The sequence below is a fragment of the Aldersonia sp. NBC_00410 genome (genome assembly GCF_026342035.1).
Classification (GTDB): domain Bacteria; phylum Actinomycetota; class Actinomycetes; order Mycobacteriales; family Mycobacteriaceae; genus Aldersonia.
Genome location: NZ_JAPENM010000001.1, coordinates 559,359 through 581,982, shown reverse-complemented (window position 1 = coordinate 581,982; position 22,624 = coordinate 559,359). Strand labels below are relative to the sequence as shown.

Genomic DNA, 22,624 nt, shown 5'->3' with positions numbered 1-22,624 from the left:
CCCAGCGAACCTTCCACCCCTGAAAAGTGATTGATTCGAGGAGAATTCGCATGCTCGTCAGCGACATCGTCGAGTACGGCGCGCGCAAGCACCCGGACCGCATCGCCGTGCGTTTCGAGGACCAGGCCGTCAGCTACGTCGAACTACGGGACCGCAGCCGCCGTCTCGCCAACGCCCTGCTGACCGTCGCACAACCCACGGACCGGGTCGCGATCCTGTCCACGAACTGCGTCGAGTACTTCGATTGCTACTACGGTGTTCCGATGGCCGGAATGGCCCTGACGATCCTCAACTTCCGGCTCCACGCCGACCAGATCGCCTCGCTCATCCAGAATTCCGAGGCGAGTGTGCTCGTCGTGAGCGCGGAGTTCGCCGATGTCGTCGACGAGATTCGCGACCGCATCCCGACGGTGCATACGGTCGTCGTGATCGGCGGAACGGATGCGGCAACATCCTGGGAAGGCTTCGTCGGCACAGTCTCCGCCGAACTGCCTGCCGTGCAACCGAGTCCGGACGACATCGCCTGGATGGTGTACACCAGCGGAACCACCGGGATGCCCAAGGGCGTGATGATCAGCCACCGGAATCTGGTCAGCGGCATCACTTCCTCGGCGCTCGAGTGGGCACTGCCCGACAACACGGTCTTCCTGTTCTGTTTCCCGCTGTGCCATGTCGGCGGCTACGTCACACTGCTCAACCACCTGGCGGGCAGCACGGTTGGCATCGTTCGTGCTTACGACAACCAGACGTTCCTGCGCCTGGTGCAGGAGTGGAAGGTCACTCAGACGGGCCTGGCCCCGACGATGATCAACTTCCTGCTGCAGGACCCCAAGCTCGACGAGTTCGATCTGGGCACACTCGAGGCAATCGGTTATGGCTCCTCGGCGATCCCGGCGGCCGTGCTGCGCGAGGGACTCGAACGCCTCGGCGTCGACTTCTACCAGGGCATGGGCATGACCGAGCTGGCCGGCAACGTGCTGCACTTCAACCAGGAGGCGCACCGCCGTGCCGCCGCGGGCGAGCCGGGGCTACTCGCCGCGGCCGGAAAGCCGATGCGGCTGGCGGACATTCGCATCGTCGACGACCAGATGCGCGACGTCCCGCCCGGAACGGTCGGCGAGATGGTCGTGCGCGCCGATCAGGTGATGACCGGGTACTGGCGTGATCCGAAGTCCACCGCAGCCGCTTTCACCGACAACTGGTTCCACACCGGTGACCTCGTGCGTCAGGACGAGGAAGGTTTCGTCTACATCGTGGACCGCATGAAGGACTTGATCATCAGCGGTGGTGAGAACGTCGCCTCGCTGGCGGTCGAGCAGGCGCTCTACCGTCACCCGGCGGTCGCCGAGGCGGCGGCCATCGGCGTCAAGGACGAGACGTGGGGCGAAATCGTTTGTGCCGTTGTGGTTCTCCGCGAGGGCGCAGCCGCGACTGCCGACGACATCATCGCTACCTGCCGCGAGCATCTCGGCGGGTTCCAGGTGCCCCGCCGGGTGGAGTTCGTGGATACCTTGCCCCGCAACGTGATGGGCAAGATCCTCAAGCGCGACCTTCGCGATCAACTGGCGCACACATCGGTCTAGCGGACACGAGAAGGGCCCGGGACGTCACGGTCGTCCCGGGCCCCTTCTGTTGCCCAGGTGGGCTCGGTTCAGCGGTCCGCGAACCGCTGGCCGAGTTCGTTGATCTCGGGCAGGCCCATGAAACCGGTGAATTCGTCGAATGCCGGCAGCTGATCCATGGCCGCAGCCGGAGTTCCGTCGCGCAGGATCGTCGCGAAGAACTCCTGGATTGACCGGGTGGCGGCCAGCAGCGCCCCGATCGGAAACAGCACGAGCGCGAAACCGAGTTCGGCGAGGGTATCCAGGGACAGCGGGGGAGTGCGGCCGCCCTCGACCCAGTTGAACACGAGCCGGTGGCCGGCCAGCTGGGTTGCTATCTCGTGTACCTCGTCGATGCTGTCGGGCGCCTCGACGAACAGCAGATCTGCACCGGCGTCGGCGTACCGTTTTGCCCGGTCGATCGCGACACCGAGGCCGTCGACCGCGGCGGCATCGGTGCGGGCGATGATGAGGAAGTCCGGGTCCGTGCGTGCGGCTCGGGCGGCCTCGACCTTGGCTACCATCTCGCCGACGGGAATCACCGCCTTGCCCGCCATATGTCCGCACCGCTTGGGGGCCACCTGATCCTCGAGCTGGATCGCCGCAACCCCGGCGCGCTCGTACTCACGAACCGTCCGAATCACGTTGATGGGATTGCCATATCCGGTGTCCGCGTCTGCGATCAACGGCAGGTCGATCGCTGCGGCCATGCGACGGGCGTTGTCGGCCATCTCGGTGGCGGTGAGCAGGCCGACGTCGGGGCGACCGATCATCGACGCGGCGGTACCGAACCCGGTCATGTACGCGGCGCTGAATCCCGCGGCCTCGACGAGCCGCGCGGATAGGCCGTCGAATGCACCGGGCGCGAGTACCGGTTGGCCGGAATCGAGCAGTTGGCGCAGCCGAGGCCGAACCGCGGACGGAGTGTGCAGCAGATCTGACATGAGGTTGCTTTCGAATCAGGCGATGAAGTGGCGTGGGTTCGCCACCCGCAGTCGGGCGAGGACGGCCGTCGAGATGGCACGGCACACGGTGGGATCGGTATAGGAGACGATCCCGGAACGCAGCAGTCGAGCGAGGTTGGTTTCGGATGCCGCGCCGAGCGATCCGAGCAGGTCTTCCAGTGCGGTGTCGGCACCATTGCCGGCTGCGACTTGGCGTGCGGCGGTGCGCAGCAGGTTCGTGCAGATCCGGAGCAGGTAACGCTCGCGATCGTGTGTCTGTAGGGTTGGCGCGATGTCGTCGGTGAGCGTTCCGGCGACCAGGTCGAGGATCTCGGCCAGGTCGGGCCGGTCGTGCAACGTCGGACGCGGCGCGTCGGAAATGGCAGGTGCCGCAGCATCCTCGAGCAGCCCGAGAATCAACAGCAGGTCGTATTCGGATTCACAGACCCGCCGTCCGATCGCTGCCAACTCCAGCGAATGCTCGGCGCCTCCAAGGTGCCGCTCTGCCTGAAACCGGCTCAGCACCAACCACTTCAGCGTGCCGAAGGTTTCCCACCAGCGCAGTTCGGCCGCCGACGGACGGAGGCCGGTGGCGCGCTGGTAGCCGTCGAGCAATTGCTTTCGGGTACCGATCCCGGCAACCGGGGCCTCGGCGCCGAAGCGCCAGGCGCGGACGCAGAGCCAACCCAGGTCTTCGATCGGATCACCCAGATGTGCGAGCTCCCAGTCCAGTACAGCTGTGATCCCGGTGCCGTCGATGAGGAGGTTGCCGAGCCGGAAGTCGCCGTGCACCAGGGTGTTCGGGTGTTTCGCCGGACGGTTCGCGCGCAGCCACCGCAGGCCTACCTCGACGGTGGGACGTGGCTCGTGCAGGTCGAGGTAGATCTTCTCGATCGCGTCCAGCGGATCGGTTGTATCGAGCATGCCAAGCTCGGTGGTGTCACTTCGATGAATCAGGCCGAGGGCGAAACCCATGTCCTCGGCCAGATGCGTACGCACCTGTTCGAATTCAGGGTTGCGCTGCAGCTTGCGGGGCATCGCTTCGCCGTCGACCTTGTCCATCAAAAGAAACGGCGCGTCGATGCCCGGTGCGGTGTCGCCGGAGGCGAGCACAGTCGGCACGGGAACGCCCGCGGCGGCAGCGGCTCGCAGGCAGGCGACCTCCGCGCGCATGCGGTCCGCGTCGCCGTGACCGGGTGGGTCGCGGCGCAACACCACCGGTACGTGCAGGCCCTGCGTGTCGTAGGTATCGACGAGCCAGGTCTGTCTGCTGGCACCGCCGGTGAGTTGCCTTGCCTCGCCAACTGTTACGTCACTGCCGGTAGCCGCGCTCAGCACGTCTCCAATGCCATCCCCGATCGTGGGGGCTACCTCGATCACCGCCATGGCGCCGCATCCGGATCGCGCAGTAGCCGTCGGGCGGTCGACATGCGATGCACCTCGTCCGGGCCGTCATAGACGCGGGCGTAACGCGCCCGGCGATACATACCTTCCAGCGGCGTATCGGCGGTGAGGCCGAGCGCGCCGTGCACCTGGATGGCACGGTCGACGACGTTGTGCAGCATCCGCGCCCCCCAGAACTTGATCAAACCGATCTGTACGCGGGCGTCGTCTCCGGAGTCCATCACGCGCGCCGCGTCCAGCGTCATCAGGCGGGCGGCCTGAATTTCGGCCGCGGATTCGGCGATGTATCGGTGAATTTCGCCCTTCTCGGCCAGCAGCGACCCATGTGCGTAGCGGGTGTTGGCGCGCTCGCACATCAGCTCGAAGGCGCGTTGCGCCTGGCCGAGCCAGCGCATGGAGTGGAAGATCCGACCCGGGCCGAGTCGGTCCTGGGCGACGATGAAGCCCTTGCCGCGTTCGCCGAGCAGGTTTGCCGCCGGCACCCGCACGTCGGTGAGCTTGACCTCGTAGTGATCGCTCGGATCGTGGCCCATCGTCGGGATCGCCCGCACAATCTCGAAGCCCGGCGTGTCGGTCGGCACGATGATCGAGCTGATGCGCGAATGCCGCGGGACTTCCTCGGACTCGGTGCGCGCGAAGACGCTGCAATAGCCGGCGTCGGCAACACCCGTGGTAAACCACTTGTGCCCGTTGATGACCCAATTGTCGCCGTCGAGCTCGGCGCGGGTCTCGATCAAGGTCGGGTCGGAGCCGGCCACATCGGGCTCGGTCAGCCCGACCGACGGCAGGAACTCGCCCGCGACCAGCGGTGGTATCCAGCGCCGCTGCTGCTCCTCGGTGCCGTGCTTGCGCAGCATGAGCGTGTCCTGCATGGACACCGACCCGACGGCCAACTGGCCGTACTCGGAACGCCCGATAACCTCGTTGAGATAGACGAAATCGAGGAACGGAACACCGCCACCGCCGATGTCCGACGGGTGTCCCAGCGCCCACAGGCCGAGTGCCTTTGCGCGAGAGCGCAACACGTCCAGCTGCTTGCGGGCCGCCTCGTCGGCGCGGGACAGGACCGGCTCGGCCGGGATCACTTCGTCGTCGATGAAAGTGCGCATCCGGGCGCACAGTTCGGCAACGTGTCCTTGCGGATGGGTCGCTCCGCGGGCTTCGCCCGTATCGGGCTGGTTCGTGGTCATCGGCGGTTCTCCCGGTCGTTGGCGGCCTTCTCGTAGAGCGGTTGGGTGGCGGCGGAATCGGCGTACTCGTCGATGCGCGTGATCTGTCCGTCGTTCACCTTCACGAACAGGCTCGCCGGCACCTCGATCCGGCCGTGGCCGGGCAGTTCGGCGCGCAGGACATGCTGCTGCGCGAAGCCGTCGGGCAACTCGTAGCGGCGGATCTCCTCGTACCGGAGGTTCTCCAGCGTGCGGGAGAGCCAGCGCAGCACGCGGAGATTCTCGGCGACGGTCTGCTCGAGCCCGTCGTCGTTGTGCCAGATCTGTGCATCCGGCGCATAGAGATCGGTCAGGGCAGCTTCGTCACCGCGGGAGACGGCGGTGAAGAAACGATCGGCGATGTCGTTCATGCGGGTGTCTCGCTTCCTCGGGGCCAATGAGTCGTGGTCATTCCCGGTCGAGACCGAGGGCGCCGACACACATCTGGTCGAGCGTGTCGAGCAGCGCGGCCTCGTTGGCCTCGTCGCCTTGGACGAGCCACAGGTACAGGGTGTGATCGACCATGGCGGACATGGCCCTGGCCGCCATCTCGGGATCGAGCGACTGCCGGACCAGCCCTTCGGACTGCCAGCGGGCGATCGCTCGCGCGGTGCGGTCGATCAACAGGTGGCGATGCTCGTGGCGGAGCCGGCGGAACTCGTCGTTGAAGGTCGCCACCTGCTCGACGATGGCCATCAGCCGGGCGTTCCGTCGATAGGCCTGGTAATAGGTCCGGTTGGCGTGGATCAGGCGGTCGGCCGGCGACATCCTGGAGTCGTGGGGTTCGCGGCGGTGGATGTCCTCGAACAATTGGGTGCTGAGCACTCGGAAGATGTCTTCCTTCGATTCGAAGTACCGGTAGAACGTGCCGTAGGAGACGTTGGCCTCCTGGCTGATCAGTTCCACCCGCGCGTCGGGAAATCCGACGTCCTCGAAGACGGTGCGCGCTGCGTCGAGGAGGGCATCGCGCGTCTTGCGGCCGCGCGTCGTCAGCGTCTCGACAGGCGCAGGTCCCGAAGGACTGTTGACAGATGCTTTGGCCACAGTCAAACTATTGATGAACATGACATGACTGTCAAGTCATTTCTTGCAGAGCCACCCGGCCCGCAGCGCCGAAAGGACCGCCATGAACGCCTCAGAACCGAAGTACGAATTTCGCGGTATCAACCATCTTGCGCTGGTCTGCTCGGATATGAAGCGGACGATCGACTTCTATTCCGGCGTACTCGGCATGCCGCTGATCAAGACGCTCGACCTGCCCGGCGATCTCGGACAGCACTTCTTCTTCGACTGCGGTGGCGGCAACAGCATCGCGTTCTTCTGGCTTTCCGATTCGCCGGACGCCGCGCCCGGTGTCGCCGCACCGAAGGGCCTGCCCGATGAGGGGGAGCTCGCCAGCGCCATCGGCTCGATGAACCACGTCGCCTTCCAGGTTCCGCTGGAGAAGTTCGACGAGTACTACGAGCGGATGAAGGCCGAGGGCATCAAGGTCAGCCGGATCCTCAACCACGACGACAGTCCGTCCGGGGTGTCCCGCAACATTCACCCGGGCACCTTCGTGCGGTCCTTCTATTTCATGGACCCCGACGGTGTGCTGCTCGAGTTTGCCAGCTGGACGCGGGAGTTCACCGAGGCCGACGTCTCCCACGAGCCGAAGACCGCCGCCGACCGCAAGGTCCGTTCCGAGCTCTGACACCTACTTCGAGAGGAATCCGATATGCCCCGTCTTCGGGAGATCCCGCGCGCCGAGGTCAGCGACGAGAAGATTCTGTTCTTCTACGACCGGCTGTTCGGCCCGGACAAGGACCCGGCCGTCGACCACGGCACCATCCATGCGACCCCCGGCGACTGGTGGACCGTGTTCGCGACGTCCCCGGCGGTGTTCAAGCACGCTGTGCGTGGCTTCTCGCTGTACCGCAATGCCAAGCTCGATCCGCTGCTGCGGGAACTGGGACAGGGCCGGGCCGGGTATGCACGCGGCAGCCAGTTCGTCTTCTCTCAGCACTGCAAGCAGATGCGTTCGCTCGGCATGTCCGAGAGCAAGATCGCGGCGCTGCCGGCTTGGCAGGTGAGCGACGAGTTCACCGAACTCGAGCGCGCCGTGCTCGCCTACGCCGACTCGCTCGTCTACGACGGCGGCCGGACCTCGGACGGCGTGTTCGCGGTGCTCCAGAAGCATCTCTCCGATGAGGAGATCATGGAGCTGACGTACATCACCTGCATGTACGACATGCACGCCACGATCTGCCGTGCCCTGAAGCTGGAGTTCGACGACCGTCCCGAGCTCATTGAGGAAGTCATGGTGCCCGAGGGTGTCGCGGTCGCAGACCTCTCGGCGGATCTGTCGGGGGAGTAGTCGCCAGGAGTCAGCCGCGCAGGCGGGGCCGCAGATCGTCCTCTGGGACATCGGTGGCCCCGCTTTCGAGTCCGTGGGCCAATTGCTCGGCGTAGGCAACGAGACCCGGCGCATCGATGTCGTAAGGCGCTGGTTCCTGCGAGAGCCGCAGCGCGGCCCGGTGTAGCAGCTTGATCGCGCCCTTCGGATTGCCGCGCTGAACATGCGTGATGCCGACGGCGAGCTGGGCCAGGCCCTGCCAGAGCACCCGTTCCTCGTCGGGCCCGTTCTTCCATGCCGCCTCGAGCACCTCGTGGGCATGGAACGCCCGCCCACGATCGATCAATTCTTGTGCGTAGCGCAGGGTTTCGTCGGGTGGCAGATCGAGTTCATCGGGGATGCGCTCGACACCTTCGCTTCCTGGCGGCAGCGGTCGGCCGAGTTCGTCACGGGGCCGGGCATTTCGGGCCCGGCCGGATTCGTCCCGACTCCGATCGACCATAAGGCCAGAGTACCGAGCGCGGGTCGGGTGACGTCACCATGTCCAAACGAAGTTGGGCGACTCTTTCAGCTCGGCTACTTCATGCGGCAGCGGCCGAGCAAGAACCTCGATATCGCTCCAATGGCATTCGCCGGCAGCCACCCGCTCAGCGAAGTCGCGCAGCTCGGGCGAGGCAATCGGCATCGCAGCCAGGTCCGCCATGTACTCCTCGGTCACCACGGTCGGCTCGGACAAGAGCGAGTGCACGTCCAGGTTCTCGACGCTCTCGCGAGCGGCCTCGAGATCGTCGGCGCTGTCCATCAAGCTGCCATACGCCTCCGGGAAGGATTCAGCGGTCGTGCTGCTCGACGCCGACACCGCACCTGCCTCCTCGTCCGTCAGGTACGAGTCGCCGACCCAATAGACGGCGAGTGCGAGTACCGCGAGCGCGGCGAACGACAGTGCGATCTTTGCGACCATGCCGCCAGTGGCATAGCGACGCCGGGTATTTGCACTTCTCATCGATGCTCGGCGTCGGCTCACTGCAGCCATGATTGCGGCGGCTCGTAATCGTCGTCGTTGTCGTCCGGATCCTGGCGCCGCCCGGATTGCGGCGGATTGTCTGTCGGGGCGGTCCACGTCCAGGCGAAATTGGGCGAATCCTTCAGCTCGGCCACCTCGGGCGGAACTGGTCGAGCGGCGAAGTCAATCTCGCTCCAACGGCATTCGCCGGAGAATACCCGCTCAGCGAACGCGCGCAGCTCGGGCGAGGAGTGCGGCATCGTGGCGAGCTGGGACATGAATTCCTCGGTCACCACCGTTGGCTCGGACATCAGTGCGTGCACGTCGAGCCGCTCGGCGCGCAGCCGTGCGGTTTCCAGATCGTCGGCGCGATCCATCAGGCGGCGGTACGCCTGTTCGATGTCGGGGTCGACGTCCTCCTCATGGCGAGCTCGCCGATTCGGCGTCATCCGTCCTCCCAGGGTTGGTGTTCGGTGCCCACCTCGTAGCCCTCTCTCGGCCGGTCGAGGGTGGAGTTGATTTCCGTGGCGGAAGCTATGTCATTGGCAATAGCCACTTTTCGAGCACCGTCATCGATCCTGGTGGTGATCGGTTCGAGCTTCTGATTCATCTTGTCGATAGCCGCGTGCGCCGGATCGGTGACGACGCGCAGGAACTCCTGGAGCTGGTTCTTCAGTTCCTCGACTTTGCGAACGATTTCTTGTACCGAGTCGACGACCGTAGCGATCTTGCGCGCGAGATCGGCGATTTCGAGGGTCCAGCCCAGGACCGGAACCTTTTTGAGGACGTTCTTGAGTATGCCCTTGGCGGTCTTGATATCGACGTAGTCCTCGAGCATGTCCTTCAGCTTGAGTACCGCGGTTTTGATGCCCTCGCGGATCTCGTTGGCGACGACGGTGAGCCCGTCGTTGACGATCCGGCCGACCGGACCCTCCCACTTCATGGCAGCAATTTGCCGACGTGCCCAGTTCTCCTCGAAGGCAATGGCCGCCTTGCCATCCCAGTACTCGCCGACCTGTTTGACGCCGGCCTCGAGGTTCTTCCCGGTCGCTTCCATCGCGTTGCCGGCGACCTTGTACGACTCGCCGATTCGTTTGAGCTCGTTCCAGTTTCCGGTGAGTGGCGAAACCACCATGTCGAGCGGGTTGACCTCAGCGCCGATGGTCCTGGTGATGCTCTTGATCGTTTCGTTCACATCGCCCAACCAGCCCGCGACCTCGGTGACGAGATCGGCGACATCCTCCTTATTGGCCGATGGCGCATCGAGTTTGAAGGTCTCCACCTTGTTGTAGGTTGTGACGTCGTCGTAGGTATCCGTTTGCCCGGGACGCTCGGTATCCGGGCCGTAGTCCACCGGTGACGCGCTCGGCACATCGTGGGTGACGGCATTCAGCGCGGCGTAGTTCTTGTTCTCTTGATCGTCGTACATCCACGCGGCCTTGTTCAGCTCGATACCGCTGCTGGTATTCGCGACGCCGATATCGCGCATACGCCCACCGGTGACGGTCGCGCACGTGCGCAGTGGCTCGAGCAGATCGCTGATGATGGGCCCGGAGAAGTCTCCGCTTGGCGGGCCGTTCTGGTCGATGAACCCCGCAACTTTGGCGCTGTCCTCGCCCAGGGAAGTCACCAAGGTACTCAGCCCGGCGATTTGACTGGGCAGCGCGCGAAATTGCTCAACCATCAATGCTCCGTTTTGGAGAGTGATCCGACAATCGAATCGACGTCGGTATCCGAGAGCGCATGTGCTGGGCCGACGCGGTGTTCGACCATGAGCAGCATGACTTCTGCGCTTGCGTACCCGGGTGTCGCGACGATGTCGAAGCGGGCGTCCTTCGGTGTGCATGCGTCTGTCTTCGGAATGGCTGTGACGACAGCGGTATAGCGGACAGCAGCGCGGCCCGAGACCTCCAGACTGAAGGGTCCGCGAATTTCGACCGTCGGGGCGATGCCGTTGGTGTCGTCGGCAAAGATCCGATTGGCCTTGACGACTTCCTCGCGTGCCGCGGTGTTGAGGTCGACACCATTGCGCCCGGTCGCCGCAACACTGGCCAGCGATGCACTATCGACTTCGGGGCAATAGCCGTAGCGGTAGTCACTTGTCGCCCCATATGTGGCGATATTCCCTTGCGCGTCGTTCCAGCCCATCACCATGGCGTTGCTGGCCCGCCAGCCCTCCCAAGGCACTGTGTAGCTGAGCCCGAACTTGGTGGGCACCGGCTGCGGCTGCCCCTCGGCCACCTGGGGCATTGGCGGAGGACGCCGCATCGACGGAAACCCGGGCGGCAAGCCCGCAACCGGGGTAGTGCTCGTCGCCGGCGGCACGGTCGTCGGCGCGATCCACGCCGGTGCCGCATTGCCCTCATCGTCTTTCAAATACGGGTTACCGACCCAAGCGACCACGAACATGAAAACCGCAAGTGCGACGAGCGCCCCGACGATTCTCATGATCGGACCCGCGAAGCCGTATTTCCGGAACACCTGTGTGAACTTCATCGAGGCCGCAGACCGCTGATCCGGCTATGCGCCCCCCGCGCATCGACGTACATGGCCGCTGAGTGTATGCGACGATGCGGAGATCGGACGAAGCGGGCAGACGCTGCGCTACCGAACTCGGGCCGCGCTCAGCCGCACATTGCCCGCACCGCTCGGTGGGAGAACACCATGCTGGTCCCGATCGGGTTGCCGCCACCCGGATAGGCGGTTCCACTCGGCGCGGCCATGGTGTTGCCCGCGGCGTACAGACCGCGGATCGGTTTACCGTTGCAGTCGAGGACGCGCGCGTCGATATCGGTGCGCAGGCCGCCCTTGGTACCGAGGTCGGAGATCCCGAATGCTGCAGCATGGAACGGCCCCTGGTCGATGGATACCAGTGGCAGTTCCCCGCCGGAGAAGGCACGGTCGTAGGCCTCGTCTCCGCGTCCGAAATCGACGTCACCACCGGCGGATACCAGCTGATTGAACCGGTCCACGGTGGCGACCAGGTTTTCGGCCGGTACTCCAATCATGGCTGCCAAGTCTTCCAAAGTGTCTGCGGTGTGCCACAGTCCGGCCTCGACATTCTTTTCGAGCGAGGCCATCGTCACGTTCGGGGCTTGCACCGGTGGCACCGCTCCCGCCTTGTCGTCGTAGATCATCCAGAACGGCAAGGTCATCTCGCCGCTCTGCAGCCGATCGACGATCACCCGTCCGAGCCGGTCGTAGGGTGCGGATTCGTTGACGAAACGCCTGCCCGTATTGTCGACGAAGATGCCCCCGGTGAACCACAGCGCGAAAGCGGCGCGTCCGTCCGGATGAATCAAACCCGGTGACCACCACGCCTGATCCATGAGGTCGGTGTCGGCGCCGATGGCGATGGCGGCCTGATGTGCGGCACCGGTACTGCCGGGCGATCCCATCGTGTCGCGGGCATCTCCGGGCACGCCGTACCGCTGCCGGAGCTCAACATTCGCCTCGAAACCGCCTGCAGCCAAGACGATTCCACGGCGGGTGCGGATCTCGCGCCGCGTGCCCTCGTGCTCGACGACAGCCCCGATCACGGTTCCTTCTTCGTCGCGCAGCAACTCCACCAACGCGGTGTTCAGATGCAGTGCGGCCGTTGGGTATTTCTCGATTGCAGTAAGGAACCGGGCGACGAGCGCGCGTCCGCCGACGTAATAGTCGTCAGGCACATCGGCGCCCAACCGCTCGACGTCCAGTGGGCCTCGCACCACATCTCGGTACTGCGGCGCCTTGGCGACTTTGAGCGCTCGCGCGGCAATATGGCGCTGGCCGTCGAGGCGGGCCTTGGGTGCCTTGCCGTAGTAGTCCGGCCACGGCATTGCCTGGAACTTCAGGTTCTCGTCCTGCTCCAAGTACTCGATCAGTGGAGCGCCGCTGCGGACGTAGGTCTCCTGCAGATCGAAGGGAGTTCGATCACCCACGACCGCGTGGTAGTACTCCAGCGCGTCCTCGAGAGTGTCGTCGGTGCCCTCGCGCAGCAGCACCGGATTGCACGGAAACCACATCCCGCCGCCGCCCGAATACGCTGTCGTGCCACCGAATTTGTCGGTCGACTCGACCAGGACGACGTCGAGTCCTTCACGGGCCGCGGTGTACGCGCCGACCAGTCCGCCCGCCCCGGAACCGGCCACCAGGACGTCGCACTCTTCAACCTGTTGAGGCATTAGCCTTCTCGCTTTCTGCAGCCGTTGTAGGTGCGTGCAAACCATGCAGCAGGAACTGGTTGACGAAGGGGCGCATCGAGTCCCGGTCGTCGGTGTCGACTACCCGACTGGGCACGGTGCACATCGACAGCACAATTCGGGCCACCCATTCCGAGGCCAAGTCCAGCGAGATTTCGGGACTGACCTCGCCACGCCTCTGTGCGGCGACGAGGTAGCCGCGCCACGTCGCCGACAGCCAGGGGATGAAGTGCTGCATGCCGATCTCGGCGACTTGGCTGAATGCCGCCGGCTCGGATTCGCGCAGCTTGACGATGAGCGGCCGTTGCTGCATCTGGCGGGCAAGCAGCACCGACTCCACGATCGTGTCCACCAGGGTGGTGGCCGCACGCACCCGCACACCCTCGCTTTGCCAGTGCACGGAGTCGATGCGCACCATCACCGCACCGAACAGGCTGACCTTGTCCTGGTAGAGCCGGTAGAGCCAGGCACGCGATACTCCCGCCGCGGCGGCGACTTCCGCCATGGTGGTCTTGCCGATGCCTCGCTCGAGCAGGCAGACCTCGGCCGCGTCGAGGATGCGGTCGCGATCGGAGCGTGTGGGCACCGAGGGCCGGTCGCGCGCGCCCATCCAGTCATCATCCCCGGCCATGAGTCAGGGCTTGACGTACCCGGTGATCGGCGGCAGGCCCGCCAGGGTGACGATGCCGGGCGGCGCGGCCACGACACGGGAGACCGCGTTCGTCACGGGGAGGGCGGTGTAGATCATGCCCAGTTCCATCCATTGCTCCGGGGTGTCCCAGTCGAACGGCGGCAGGCAATGGATCACCGTGCGCATGTTGGGCACTCCGAAGACCTGGATGACGTGTCCGTCGGCGAGCGGCTTGGGCGGGGTCACATGCTCGCCCATCGTCCAGTTGAAGCCGACACTGACGATGTTGCGGTCACCGACCCAACCGCGGTGGTAGCCGTACACGCTGCCCACGGTGCCCTTCGGAATCTTCATGAAGCCCAGGTCACTGTCGTCGGTGGCGGCGGTGAACTGCACGTCGAAGGTCATCCGGTCGAGCGTGACCCCCATCGCGTCGGCCATCATCGCCGCCGACTCGGCGAACACTTCACTTTCGCGGCGTACCGATTCGGCCAGCCCCGGGGTGTCGGGGTCTTGCGAGAAGCCCATCGCGGTCTGCGTGCCTGCCGACTGATAGGTGGAGCAGTCCACCGACTCGGTAATCCGGATCTCGTCGACGCGCTCGCAGCAGCCGCTCAGCACCATGCCGACCATGTTCGTGATGCCGGGGTGCGCCCCGCTGCCGAACATCGTCGAACCACCTGCCCGACAGGCATTTTCGATTCGATCACGATCGGACTGCGGCAGCTTGCCGCCAGTGATCCAGCCCGCCGTCGTGCACACGTTGATCCCGGCGCTCAGCAACGCCTCGAGTTCATCGACGCTGGACCACAACGGGTTGTAGCAGCACGCGTCCGGCTTCAGTGCGATCAGTTCGGCGATGTCGTTGGTGGCGATCACTCCGGTCGACGTGGGATACCCGCACAGGTCGGCGGCATCCTTTCCGACCTTCTCCTCGCCGTGGGCATAGACGCCCACCAACTCCATGTCGTGGCGTTCGATGATCGAATGCAGTGACCGGCGCCCGATATTGCCCGTCGTCCACTGAATCACCCGCAATGGCGCTCGATCTGTACTCGCCACCGTGCACGCTCCGATCCTCGAGCCGTAGACATCGAATGTCATTTGTCTACACGGTGGCCGGGCAGTGGGGAAGGGGCAATTCGCTCGGCGCGCACGAAAGCGCCCCGGCCCTGCGTAGCAATTGCTACAGCAGGCCCGGGGCGCTTGTGGCGGAGGATAGGGGATTTGAACCCCTGAGGGCGTTAACCCAACCCGCGTTCCAGGCGAGCGCCATAGGCCACTAGGCGAATCCTCCGTCGATGAGCATACCGGGCGACCCCCGGCACCCTCCAAATCGAACCCCGCTACACTTGCCGATGGATCCCGCGCGGCGCGCATCCTGTGAACTCCCCCAGGGCCGGAAGGCAGCAAGGGTCAACGGGCTCTGCCGGGTGCGCGGGGTCCCCTTAACTTTCCGGCCCCCACCTCTCGGGCCGCCACACTTCTCGTGCCCCCGGCTCTCGGCCGACATCGCCGGTCCGCCCCCAGGTAACGTGGTCGCGACAGCTTGCTGTGGACGCGAAGCAGACGAAAGGTGCGCGTGGGATGCCCCGCCAAACGCAGATCGGGTTGATGAGCCGAGACGAGTTGGAGGCCGAGTCCAAGCGGCACACCGCGGACTACGCCAAGTTGCAGGCCGCCGGGCTGAAGCTGGACCTGACCCGCGGCAAGCCGTCGCCCGAGCAATTGGACCTGTCTCGGGCGCTGCTCACCCTGCCCGGCGACGACTTCCGGGACGGCAACGGCACCGACTGTCGCAACTACGGCGGGCTGACCGGTCTACCCGAGCTGCGCGCCATCTTCGGTGAGCTGCTCGGTATCGGCGTCGACAATCTACTGGCCGCCAACAACGCCAGCCTCGAGATTATGCACGACCTGCTCGTGTTCGGGTTGCTGCACGGCACCCTGGATTCCGAGCGGCCGTGGGCCGCCGAGCCGGGGCGCAAATTCCTCTGCCCGGCCCCGGGTTACGACCGGCACTTTGCGCTCGCGCAGTCGCTCGGCTTCGAGTTGATCTCGATCCCGATGGGGCATGACGGCCCGGACGTACAGGCCGCCGCGGAAATCGCCGGCTCGGACCCGCTGGTCAAGGGTCTGTGGGCGGTGCCGAACTACTCCAATCCCACCGGCGCGGTGTACTCCGAGGAGGTCGTGCGCGGGCTGGCGACGATGCGGGCCGCTGCGCCGGACTTCCGGCTGTTCTGGGACAACGCCTACGCGGTGCATCCGCTGTTCGGTGAGGTGGCGCCCGTGTACGACGTGCTCGGGATGGCGGCGGAGGCCGGCCACCCGAACCGTCCGTATGTGTTCGCTTCGACGTCGAAGATCACCTTCGCCGGTGCGGGAGTGAGCTTCGTCGGTTCGTCGAAGGCGAACCTGGATTGGTATCTCGGTCACACCGCGAAGATGAGCATCGGTCCGGACAAGCTCAACCAGCTGCGACACCTGCGGTTGTTCGGCGACGCGGCGGGTGTGCGGGCGCATATGGAGAAGCATCGCGAATTGCTCGCGCCGAAGTTCGCGCTCGTGCTGAAGATCCTCGAGGACCGGCTCGGTGCGTCGAAGGTGGCATCCTGGACCGAGCCGAAGGGCGGCTACTTCATCAGCCTCGACGTGCTCGACGGCACCGCGGCGCGCACCGTCGCACTGGCCAAGGATGCCGGGATCGCGCTGACCGCGGCCGGCGCCTCCTTCCCGTATGGCAAAGACCCGGACGACCGCAATATCCGTATTGCGCCGAGCTTCCCCGGCACGGAAGAACTGGGCACGGCCATGGACGGCCTGGCGACCTGTGTGCTCGTCGCGGCGACGGAGAAGCTGCTCGCCGAGTAGGGAGATCGGGACATGGTGAAGCTCAACCTTGTGGGTGACCGGGAAGCGGACGAGCTGCTGGCCGGTGATGCATTTGCGCTGTTGGTCGGGATGCTTCTGGATCAACAGGTGCCGATGGAAACGGCGTTCCTGGGTCCGAAGAAGATCGCCGACCGGATGGGCGGCATCGATGTGCACCGCATCGCCGAGGCCGATCCGGACGAGTTCGCCACGCTCTGTTCGACAACTCCTGCGGTGCATCGCTTCCCGGGTTCGATGGCGAAGCGGATCCAGGCGCTGGCGGCCTACATCGTCGAGGCCTACGGGGGCGACACCGCGGGGATTTGGACCGAGGGAGATCCGGACGGGCGCGAGGTGCTGAAGCGGCTGAAGGCGCTGCCGGGCTACGGGGATCAGAAGGCCCGGATCTTCCTCGCCCTGCTCGGTAAGCAGATCGACGTGCACCCGGACGGCTGGCGGGAGGCGGCCGGCAGTTACGGCGACGAGGGCTCCCGGCGGTCGATCGCCGATGTCGTGGACGCCGATTCACTCGCCGAGGTGCGCGAGTTCAAACGAGCGGCGAAGGCTGCGGCGAAGAAGTCCTGACGTTCCGGTCATTCTCGGCGCTGGACTCGCACCGGATCCCCCTTCGCCGCACACTTCCTGCGGCGCCGCATAGGGTTTGGGGTGCTACAGCGTGTGCGCGGCCTCAGAAAGTGTGCGGCGAACTGTGGACGAAGGTGAAGTTATCCACAGGTTGGCGTTCGCCCCGGTTTCGGTAGCCACGGTGCTGCAGGATCGACCGCATGGACAGCTCGATGGTTCGCCGCCGAGAAGCGCTGCGGCTGGGACTGACCGACCACGAGATTCGCCAGCAGCGCCGGCATGGCCATTGGGAGCGGATCGGGCGAGGCTGTTATCTCAGCCGATCCGTGTACGAGGAGTCGGACGATTCGCGTCGACATCGCTATCTGGTCGAGGCGACCCTGCCAGGGATGGCGCGCGCGGCCGTATTGAGCCATCAGTCCGCCGCGGTGATGTACGGGCTGCCGTTGTGGAATGCGCCGCTGGATCGTGTGCACATCACCAGGAACCGGCGCAACGGCGGACGACTGCGCACTTCGCTCGCGGTGCACTGTGCTCCCATCGATGACGGGGTGGCGCGGGTCGAGGGGGTGCTGCTGACCTCGCCTGCCCGCACCATCGTGGATCTGGCCAGGACGCTGCCGTTCGAATCGGCGCTCGTGGTGTGTGAGGCGGCCGTTCGACGGTTTGGAATTCACAACGAGACCTTGGCGCTCGAATTGGAGCGGGCCAAGCATCGACGCGGTGCGGCGGGCGCGCGGCGGTTGATCGCGATGCTCGACGCCCATAGCGAGAGTCCGGGCGAGTCACGCAGCCGCGCAATGATATTGCGCAGTCACCTGCCGTTGCCGCTCGGCCAGGGCGTGGTCACCGCCGCGGACGGGCGCTTCCTGGGACGCGTTGACTTCTACTTTCCAGATCACGGGGTTGTCGGGGAGTTCGACGGCCGGACCAAGTATGGCCGCACGCTGCGGCCGGGCGGGGACTCCGCCGAGGTTGTCTATGCCGAGAAGCTCCGGGAGGACAACCTGCGAGATGCGGGCTTTGTCGTGGTCCGCTGGACGTGGCCGGAACTCGACGCCGTAGGTCTGCCGGCGAAAATCCGTCGCGCACTCGAACGCGGTACGCGACTTGCGGACCCCACCGCGACCATCGTGCAGGCACCGCTGCCGAAGCCCGAACCCGTACTGCTGAGTCCCCTCGACGAGCCGCACACATGCTGACGGCGCGCACAAGGTTTGCGGTGCGGGACTGTGTGCGGCGCGTCAGCAAATGTGCGGCGGGAGCGCAGAAACCTGCCCGAAATGCAGTGCGCCCCCGGCACCTTGTGGGTCCCGGGGGCGCTGCCGAACGCAGATCGGCGGTGAATCAGAACGCGGCTTCGTCGAGCTCCATGATGTCGTTGTCGAGGTTCGACAGGATGTTGCGGGTGGCGGTCAGCTCGGGCAGCACGTTGCGAGCGAAGAACGCCCCGGTCGCGATCTTGCCCTCGTAGAACGGCTTGTCCTTCTCCGATGCACCGGTGTCGAGCGCCTTGATGGCGATCTCGGACTGACGCAGCAGCTGCCAGCCGATGAGCAAGTCACCGACGGAGAGCAGGAAGCGGACCGAGCCGAGGCCGACCTTGTACAGCTCGCTGGAGTTCTCCTGCGCACCCATCAGGTGGCCGGTCAGCGTCGCGGCCATCGCCTGCACGTCCTCGAGCGCTGTGGCAAGCAGCTTGCGCTCCCGCTTCAGTCGGCCGTTACCGGCCTCGCTCTCGATGAACGCCGAGATCTGGCCGGCGACGTGGGCCAGCGCGACACCACGGTCGCGGGCGATCTTGCGGAAGAAGAAGTCCTGCGCCTGGATCGCGGTGGTGCCCTCGTACAGGGAGTCGATCTTCGCGTCGCGGATGTACTGCTCGATCGGGTAGTCCTGCAGGAAGCCGGAGCCACCGAGGGTCTGCAGCGATTCGGTCAGGTACTGGTAGGCCCGCTCGGAGCCGACGCCCTTGACGATCGGGAGCAGCAGGTCGTTGACGCGGAACGCCAGCTCCTTGTCCGCGCCGGACACCTTCAGGGCGGTGTCCTCGTTCTGGTGCGCGGCGGTGTAGAGGTAGATCGCGCGCAGGCCCTCGGCGTACGCCTTCTGCAGCGCGAGGCTGCGACGCACATCCGGGTGGTGGGTGATCGTGACGCGCGGGGCGGCCTTATCGGTCATCTGAGTCAGATCGGCGCCCTGCACGCGCTCCTTGGCGTAGCCGAGTGCGTTCAGGTAGCCCGTGGACAGCGTGGCAATTGCCTTGGTGCCGACCATCATTCGAGCGTGCTCGATGACCTGGAACATCTGCGCGATGCCGTTGTGCACCTCGCCGACGAGCCAGCCCTTGGCCGGGACGCCGTGGCCGCCGAAGGTGACCTCACAGGTGGCCGAGACCTTCAGACCCATCTTGTGCTCGACGTTGGTCACGAAGGCGCCGTTGCGCTCGCCCAGCTCGCCGGTCGCCGGATCGAAGTGGAACTTCGGCACGAAGAACAGGCTCAGGCCCTTGGTGCCCGGTCCGGCACCCTCGGGACGGGCCAGCACCAGATGCATGATGTTCGGGAACAGGTCGTCCGAGTCGGCCGAGGTGATGAATCGCTTCACGCCCTCGATGTGCCATGAGCCGTCGTCCTGCTTGATGGCCTTGGTACGGCCGGCGCCGACGTCGGAGCCGGCGTCGGGCTCGGTGAGCACCATGGTGGCGCCCCAGCCCTGCTCGGCGATGACCTTCGCCCATTCCTTCTGCTCATCGGTGCCGTTGTCGTAGAAGATTTCGGTGAAGCCGGCACCCGCCGCGTACATGAACGCGGCCGGCTGCGCGCCGAGCAACATTTCGCCGATGGCCCAGTACACCGCGCGAGGCACGGCCATGCCGCCGAGTTCCTCGTTGATGCCGAGCTTGTCCCAGCCGCCTTCGGCGAAGGTGCGGTAGGACTTCTTGAAGGATTCGGGCAGCGCGACGCTGTGCGTCTCGGGATCGAAGACCGGCGGGTTGCGGTCTGCATCGGCGAAGGACTCGGCGAGCGGGCCCTCGGCCAGCCGGCGAACCTCGGCGAGCATTTCGCGGACGGTGTCGCCGTCCAGGTCTCCGTACGCGCCCGTGGCGAGGGTCTCGTCGATTCCCAGTACCTCGAAAAGGTTGAACTCGAGGTCGCGAACATTGCTCTTGTAGTGGCCCATGCTGTTTTTGCTCTCCGTCGATGGGGTGGGTTGGTGCGGTCCCGCTATTCGGCTGTCGGTTCCCGCCCAGGTTGGTCACGATGGGATCGGGTAACTGCTACCCACCGGTAACTTACGACTCATGTTACTCCCGGGTAAACCAATCTTCAAGCGGTGTAATCCACGTGTGTGTCTAACCTCACAGCAATGTCGAACCCATTGGCTACCAGCGTATTTGAGTGTTTCACGAGGATGAGAATCTGAGGATTCCGTCATGTTTCGGGAGTGTGGCAGGCGTTACGGTGAGGTCATGGATATCGAGACGATTGCGGGCCCGGCGCGAATTCATCTCGACACCGCGACCGATCCGGCCTTCCTCCTTGTCCTCACGCACGGCGCGGGCGGCGGGGTGGACTCGTCGGATCTGCTCGCGGTGCGCTCGCTCGCGCGCGACCTCGGTGGCGTCGTCGCCCGGGTGTTGCAGCCCTACCGGGTTGCCGGCGGACGCGCGCCGGGTTCGGCGACCCGGCAGGATGCGGCCTGGCTCGATGTCATCACCGCGCTGCGCGAACGCGTCGGCGACGTGCCCCTCATTCAGGGCGGGCGCAGTAACGGTGCCCGCGTGGTCTGCAGAACGGCCGCTGGTGCCGGCGCAACCGGAGTGATCTGCCTGGCCTATCCGCTGCACCCGCCGGGCAAGCCGGAAAAGTCCCGAGCCGATGAACTGCGGGCCGCCCGTCCGACGGCGGAGGCCGTCGTCCTCAACGGTGACCGCGATCCGTTCGGTATCCCGGATGCAACCGACGCAGCGCTGGTACACGTGCTGTCCGGCGAGACCCACGCGTTGAAGAAGGCCGGCCCGGAAATCGTCGCGGTCCTCGAACCGTGGCTGCGCCGGTGGAGCGGGCAGCATTAGCCGCCGGTTATCGGTCAGTCAACGACGGGCGGGGGACGGAACGCGAGCAGCACCGCGTCGATCGCATCGCGGCCCTCGGTGAGGCGCCGGCGGAGCTCGGCAATCCGCACGTCGAGAAGGTCCTCGAGTTCGGTGCCGAGTTCGTCCGGGTCGTACAGCACATCGGGGTCGTCGGGTCCGCCGTAGCCCTCCGTCGGGTTGCGCACGTCGTGACCGACCACCACCAGCGTGCCTGCCGGCGCGAGGGCGTCGGCCGCGCGACGCAGCAACTCGCTGCGCTCGATCGAGCGCACGTGCAAGTATGCGACCACGATCAGGTCGGCGGGATCCTCGAACTCGATGGTGGTGACGTCCGCGCAATGCCAGGTGATCCGGTTGCGCACCGACCTGTTTGTGCGGCTGGCCACGGTGCGTGCCTTGTCGATCGCCACCTGGGAGAAGTCGATGGCGGTCACCGTCCACCCGCGTTCCGCCAGCCAGATCGCGTGTCTGCCCTCGCCGCAGCCGAGGTCCAGGGCGCGGCCGGGCGGCAGATCCCAGCACAGCTCGGCGACGACGGTGTTCGGCGGCGCACCCCACACGAGTGCGGACGAGCGGTAGCGCTGGTCCCAGTCCCCGGCGTCCATCAGCCCGGCGTCGCAACGCGGCGACGCCGGGAACTCGGCGTGGTCACCGCAGCGACGTGTGCATCAGCACGACGTTGTACTGCGAGTGAATCGTGGTGAGGAAGTACAGGTCCGAGCCGGTCTGATACGGGTAGATCGACGGGGCGTAGGCGGTGGGCAACTGCCGGGTGTCGATCAGTACCCGCGGCGGGCTCCATGGTCCTTCCGGATTCGGCGAGGTCATCATCACGACCGAGTTGAACGCGTCCGTGGTGAGCATGACGTACTGGCCGAGGAACTGGTTGTAGACCACGGAGAGCTCGCCGACCCCGCTCGGCACGATCGGGATGGCCGCGTTGACGTCGTTCTTCCGCCACTCCTTGCCGTTCCAGTATTCGTATTCGGCCAGGTTGCGGATGTTTTCGGGCAGGACGCGCGCGAGGTAGGCGGAGTTGTTGCGTCCCGGCGGCGTGCCGTACTGATAGACGAATCCATTGCTCTTCAGAAACGCGTTCATCTGGAAATTGAGGTCGCCGCCGACGGGTGGCCGCCGCGTCTCCGGTGCTTCGACCCAGTTCTCGCCGTTGTCTCCGGACAAAGCGAGGGTGGAGAAGTTGGTGTCCCACTGGCCAGGGTCGCCCCAGTTCTTCACCGACATCATGCTCATGTACTGGACGCCGTCGACCGCAATGCCTGCGGTCGGGATCCGGCTGATCTCCACGAGGGGGATCTTCGGGCTCGGAATCAGGTCCTTCGCCTGGCCGGACCCGTCGCGGACCACGCTGTCGTAGGTGATGCCGTTGCCGGGGGTCTTGTCGTTGCTGCGCATCAGGACATTGCTGCGCCATGACCAGAAGCTTCCGGTGAGGAGATTGGGCACCCCGAGTCCCGCAGTGTCGCCGTACGCGGTCAGCATCTGGCCGCTGCCGTTGTCCCACATGATGCCGAGGTCGGTGCCGAGAACGTTGTAGTTCTGCGTGTTGTTCGGGCTGCCGAGCCCGGTCACCTGGAAGATCGCCTGCGTTGGACCGGAAAGTCTCGGCAGACCGACCGTCCCGTTCAGGATCGGGATCGGGTTGACCGCGTTGGGATCGGCCCCTGCCGGTGTGGCAAAGGCCAGCGCAGTGCCCGCTGTCAGCGCGAGCGCGAGCGCCGTCAGGTTCAGTTTCCGG

At 65.6% G+C, this 22,624-nt stretch carries 23 protein-coding genes, 1 tRNA gene and 1 other RNA gene; 8 read left to right on the top strand and 17 right to left on the bottom strand.

Translation table 11 applies throughout. The annotated features are described in order from the left end of the window. The first annotated feature begins 50 nt into the window (after window positions 1–50). Window positions 51–1,583, top strand: coding sequence for a long-chain-fatty-acid--CoA ligase (locus OG921_RS02715; protein ID WP_266110792.1), 1,533 nt, complete (start codon window positions 51–53; stop codon window positions 1,581–1,583). A 68-nt stretch (window positions 1,584–1,651) separates the two neighbouring features. On the opposite strand, the gene OG921_RS02710 is transcribed toward OG921_RS02715, so the two are convergent. Genes OG921_RS02710 through OG921_RS02690 form a run of 5 tightly spaced genes read right to left on the bottom strand, consistent with a single transcriptional unit; the run spans window position 1,652 to window position 6,201 of the window. Continuing rightward, entirely contained in the window at window positions 1,652–2,545 is an 894-nt protein-coding gene (locus OG921_RS02710) for an oxaloacetate decarboxylase (RefSeq protein ID WP_266110791.1), read from the bottom strand. 15 nt (window positions 2,546–2,560) lie between these two features. After that, window positions 2,561–3,931: a phosphotransferase family protein gene (locus OG921_RS02705; protein WP_266110789.1), complete on the bottom strand. Its 1,371-nt coding sequence runs from the start codon at window positions 3,929–3,931 to the stop codon at window positions 2,561–2,563. Continuing rightward, complete coding sequence (locus OG921_RS02700; protein WP_266110788.1) at window positions 3,922–5,139, bottom strand: acyl-CoA dehydrogenase family protein; 1,218 nt, start codon at window positions 5,137–5,139, stop codon at window positions 3,922–3,924. The genes OG921_RS02705 and OG921_RS02700 overlap by 10 nt, the downstream gene beginning before the upstream one ends. Further along, entirely contained in the window at window positions 5,136–5,528 is a 393-nt protein-coding gene (locus OG921_RS02695; protein ID WP_266110787.1) for a nuclear transport factor 2 family protein, read from the bottom strand. Before OG921_RS02695 ends, OG921_RS02700 begins: the two co-directional genes overlap by 4 nt. A 37-nt stretch (window positions 5,529–5,565) precedes the next feature. After that, on the bottom strand, window positions 5,566–6,201 hold the full coding sequence (locus OG921_RS02690) for a TetR/AcrR family transcriptional regulator (RefSeq protein ID WP_266110786.1): 636 nt from the start codon (window positions 6,199–6,201) through the stop codon (window positions 5,566–5,568). An 82-nt stretch (window positions 6,202–6,283) separates the two neighbouring features. Between OG921_RS02690 and OG921_RS02685 the strand changes: the two genes are divergently transcribed. Together OG921_RS02685 and OG921_RS02680 are read left to right on the top strand one after the other, a co-directional pair. After that, entirely contained in the window at window positions 6,284–6,850 is a 567-nt protein-coding gene (locus OG921_RS02685; RefSeq protein WP_266110785.1) for a VOC family protein, read from the top strand. A gap of 24 nt (window positions 6,851–6,874) precedes the next feature. Continuing rightward, entirely contained in the window at window positions 6,875–7,513 is a 639-nt protein-coding gene (locus tag OG921_RS02680) for a carboxymuconolactone decarboxylase family protein (protein WP_266110783.1), read from the top strand. 10 nt (window positions 7,514–7,523) lie between these two features. Here the strand turns inward: OG921_RS02680 and OG921_RS02675 are convergent, their stop codons facing one another. The 9 genes from OG921_RS02675 to OG921_RS02635 form a co-directional block, all read right to left on the bottom strand. Beyond that, on the bottom strand, window positions 7,524–7,994 hold the full coding sequence (locus OG921_RS02675) for a DUF309 domain-containing protein (RefSeq protein WP_266110782.1): 471 nt from the start codon (window positions 7,992–7,994) through the stop codon (window positions 7,524–7,526). Between the two features lie 33 nt (window positions 7,995–8,027). Beyond that, entirely contained in the window at window positions 8,028–8,495 is a 468-nt protein-coding gene (locus OG921_RS02670; RefSeq protein WP_266110780.1) for a hypothetical protein, read from the bottom strand. Between the two features lie 17 nt (window positions 8,496–8,512). Next, window positions 8,513–8,944, bottom strand: coding sequence for a hypothetical protein (locus OG921_RS02665; RefSeq protein ID WP_266110779.1), 432 nt, complete (start codon window positions 8,942–8,944; stop codon window positions 8,513–8,515). Next, window positions 8,941–10,179, bottom strand: coding sequence for a hypothetical protein (locus OG921_RS02660; protein ID WP_266110778.1), 1,239 nt, complete (start codon window positions 10,177–10,179; stop codon window positions 8,941–8,943). Before OG921_RS02660 ends, OG921_RS02665 begins: the two co-directional genes overlap by 4 nt. After that, window positions 10,179–10,991, bottom strand: a complete 813-nt coding sequence (locus OG921_RS02655; protein WP_266110777.1) for a hypothetical protein — start codon at window positions 10,989–10,991, stop codon at window positions 10,179–10,181. The genes OG921_RS02660 and OG921_RS02655 overlap by 1 nt, the downstream gene beginning before the upstream one ends. A gap of 128 nt (window positions 10,992–11,119) precedes the next feature. Next, complete coding sequence (locus tag OG921_RS02650; RefSeq protein WP_266110776.1) at window positions 11,120–12,661, bottom strand: FAD-binding protein; 1,542 nt, start codon at window positions 12,659–12,661, stop codon at window positions 11,120–11,122. After that, the gene (locus OG921_RS02645; RefSeq protein WP_266110775.1) at window positions 12,645–13,289 is read right to left on the bottom strand and encodes a TetR/AcrR family transcriptional regulator; all 645 of its coding nucleotides are present in this window, start codon (window positions 13,287–13,289) and stop codon (window positions 12,645–12,647) included. The genes OG921_RS02650 and OG921_RS02645 overlap by 17 nt, the downstream gene beginning before the upstream one ends. Before the next feature lie 24 nt (window positions 13,290–13,313). Then, window positions 13,314–14,414, bottom strand: a complete 1,101-nt coding sequence (locus OG921_RS02640) for a dihydrodipicolinate reductase (RefSeq protein WP_266110774.1) — start codon at window positions 14,412–14,414, stop codon at window positions 13,314–13,316. A gap of 105 nt (window positions 14,415–14,519) precedes the next feature. Continuing rightward, window positions 14,520–14,607: transfer RNA gene (locus OG921_RS02635), tRNA-Ser, on the bottom strand. Window positions 14,608–14,667: 60 nt separating this feature from the next. On the opposite strand from OG921_RS02635, the gene ffs reads away from it, so the two are divergent. The 4 genes from ffs to OG921_RS02615 all read left to right on the top strand — a co-directional run bounded on the left by ffs (window position 14,668) and on the right by OG921_RS02615 (window position 17,971). Next, window positions 14,668–14,762: signal recognition particle sRNA small type (gene ffs / locus OG921_RS02630), an RNA gene on the top strand. A 135-nt stretch (window positions 14,763–14,897) separates the two neighbouring features. Beyond that, entirely contained in the window at window positions 14,898–16,184 is a 1,287-nt protein-coding gene (locus OG921_RS02625) for an aminotransferase class I/II-fold pyridoxal phosphate-dependent enzyme (RefSeq protein WP_266110773.1), read from the top strand. Between the two features lie 12 nt (window positions 16,185–16,196). Continuing rightward, window positions 16,197–16,769: an HhH-GPD-type base excision DNA repair protein gene (locus OG921_RS02620; RefSeq protein ID WP_266110772.1), complete on the top strand. Its 573-nt coding sequence runs from the start codon at window positions 16,197–16,199 to the stop codon at window positions 16,767–16,769. A 200-nt stretch (window positions 16,770–16,969) separates the two neighbouring features. Then, window positions 16,970–17,971 carry a type IV toxin-antitoxin system AbiEi family antitoxin domain-containing protein gene (locus tag OG921_RS02615; RefSeq protein WP_266110771.1) on the top strand — a complete coding sequence of 334 codons (1,002 nt, stop codon included), beginning with the start codon at window positions 16,970–16,972 and terminating at the stop codon, window positions 17,969–17,971. A 145-nt stretch (window positions 17,972–18,116) separates the two neighbouring features. On the opposite strand, the gene OG921_RS02610 is transcribed toward OG921_RS02615, so the two are convergent. Then, window positions 18,117–19,952 (bottom strand): acyl-CoA dehydrogenase, encoded by a 1,836-nt coding sequence (locus tag OG921_RS02610; RefSeq protein ID WP_266110770.1) that lies wholly within the window; start codon window positions 19,950–19,952, stop codon window positions 18,117–18,119. A gap of 289 nt (window positions 19,953–20,241) precedes the next feature. Between OG921_RS02610 and OG921_RS02605 the strand changes: the two genes are divergently transcribed. After that, the gene (locus tag OG921_RS02605; protein WP_266110769.1) at window positions 20,242–20,847 is read left to right on the top strand and encodes an alpha/beta family hydrolase; all 606 of its coding nucleotides are present in this window, start codon (window positions 20,242–20,244) and stop codon (window positions 20,845–20,847) included. 14 nt (window positions 20,848–20,861) lie between these two features. Here the strand turns inward: OG921_RS02605 and OG921_RS02600 are convergent, their stop codons facing one another. Further along, a complete protein-coding gene (locus OG921_RS02600; protein WP_266110768.1) occupies window positions 20,862–21,473 on the bottom strand; it encodes a bifunctional 2-polyprenyl-6-hydroxyphenol methylase/3-demethylubiquinol 3-O-methyltransferase UbiG in 612 nt (203 codons plus the stop codon). Window positions 21,474–21,516: 43 nt separating this feature from the next. Further along, entirely contained in the window at window positions 21,517–22,611 is a 1,095-nt protein-coding gene (locus tag OG921_RS02595) for a DUF4185 domain-containing protein (protein WP_266111036.1), read from the bottom strand. Window positions 22,612–22,624 lie beyond the last annotated feature (13 nt).

Bases quoted from the DNA above. Each gene is read 5' to 3' on its own strand.
- OG921_RS02715 (WP_266110792.1), top strand. From the start codon at position 51: ATGCTCGTCAGCGACATCGTCGAGTACGGCGCGCGCAAGCACCCGGAC.
- OG921_RS02710 (WP_266110791.1), bottom strand. From the start codon at position 2,545: ATGTCAGATCTGCTGCACACTCCGTCCGCGGTTCGGCCTCGGCTGCGC.
- OG921_RS02705 (WP_266110789.1), bottom strand. From the start codon at position 3,931: ATGGCGGTGATCGAGGTAGCCCCCACGATCGGGGATGGCATTGGAGAC.
- OG921_RS02700 (WP_266110788.1), bottom strand. From the start codon at position 5,139: ATGACCACGAACCAGCCCGATACGGGCGAAGCCCGCGGAGCGACCCAT.
- OG921_RS02695 (WP_266110787.1), bottom strand. From the start codon at position 5,528: ATGAACGACATCGCCGATCGTTTCTTCACCGCCGTCTCCCGCGGTGAC.
- OG921_RS02685 (WP_266110785.1), top strand. From the start codon at position 6,284: ATGAACGCCTCAGAACCGAAGTACGAATTTCGCGGTATCAACCATCTT.
- OG921_RS02680 (WP_266110783.1), top strand. From the start codon at position 6,875: ATGCCCCGTCTTCGGGAGATCCCGCGCGCCGAGGTCAGCGACGAGAAG.
- OG921_RS02675 (WP_266110782.1), bottom strand. From the start codon at position 7,994: ATGGTCGATCGGAGTCGGGACGAATCCGGCCGGGCCCGAAATGCCCGG.
- OG921_RS02670 (WP_266110780.1), bottom strand. From the start codon at position 8,495: ATGAGAAGTGCAAATACCCGGCGTCGCTATGCCACTGGCGGCATGGTC.
- OG921_RS02665 (WP_266110779.1), bottom strand. From the start codon at position 8,944: ATGACGCCGAATCGGCGAGCTCGCCATGAGGAGGACGTCGACCCCGAC.
- OG921_RS02660 (WP_266110778.1), bottom strand. From the start codon at position 10,179: ATGGTTGAGCAATTTCGCGCGCTGCCCAGTCAAATCGCCGGGCTGAGT.
- OG921_RS02655 (WP_266110777.1), bottom strand. From the start codon at position 10,991: ATGAAGTTCACACAGGTGTTCCGGAAATACGGCTTCGCGGGTCCGATC.
- OG921_RS02650 (WP_266110776.1), bottom strand. From the start codon at position 12,661: ATGCCTCAACAGGTTGAAGAGTGCGACGTCCTGGTGGCCGGTTCCGGG.
- OG921_RS02645 (WP_266110775.1), bottom strand. From the start codon at position 13,289: ATGGGCGCGCGCGACCGGCCCTCGGTGCCCACACGCTCCGATCGCGAC.
- OG921_RS02640 (WP_266110774.1), bottom strand. From the start codon at position 14,414: ATGACATTCGATGTCTACGGCTCGAGGATCGGAGCGTGCACGGTGGCG.
- OG921_RS02625 (WP_266110773.1), top strand. From the start codon at position 14,898: ATGCCCCGCCAAACGCAGATCGGGTTGATGAGCCGAGACGAGTTGGAG.
- OG921_RS02620 (WP_266110772.1), top strand. From the start codon at position 16,197: ATGGTGAAGCTCAACCTTGTGGGTGACCGGGAAGCGGACGAGCTGCTG.
- OG921_RS02615 (WP_266110771.1), top strand. From the start codon at position 16,970: ATGGACAGCTCGATGGTTCGCCGCCGAGAAGCGCTGCGGCTGGGACTG.
- OG921_RS02610 (WP_266110770.1), bottom strand. From the start codon at position 19,952: ATGGGCCACTACAAGAGCAATGTTCGCGACCTCGAGTTCAACCTTTTC.
- OG921_RS02605 (WP_266110769.1), top strand. From the start codon at position 20,242: ATGGATATCGAGACGATTGCGGGCCCGGCGCGAATTCATCTCGACACC.
- OG921_RS02600 (WP_266110768.1), bottom strand. From the start codon at position 21,473: ATGGACGCCGGGGACTGGGACCAGCGCTACCGCTCGTCCGCACTCGTG.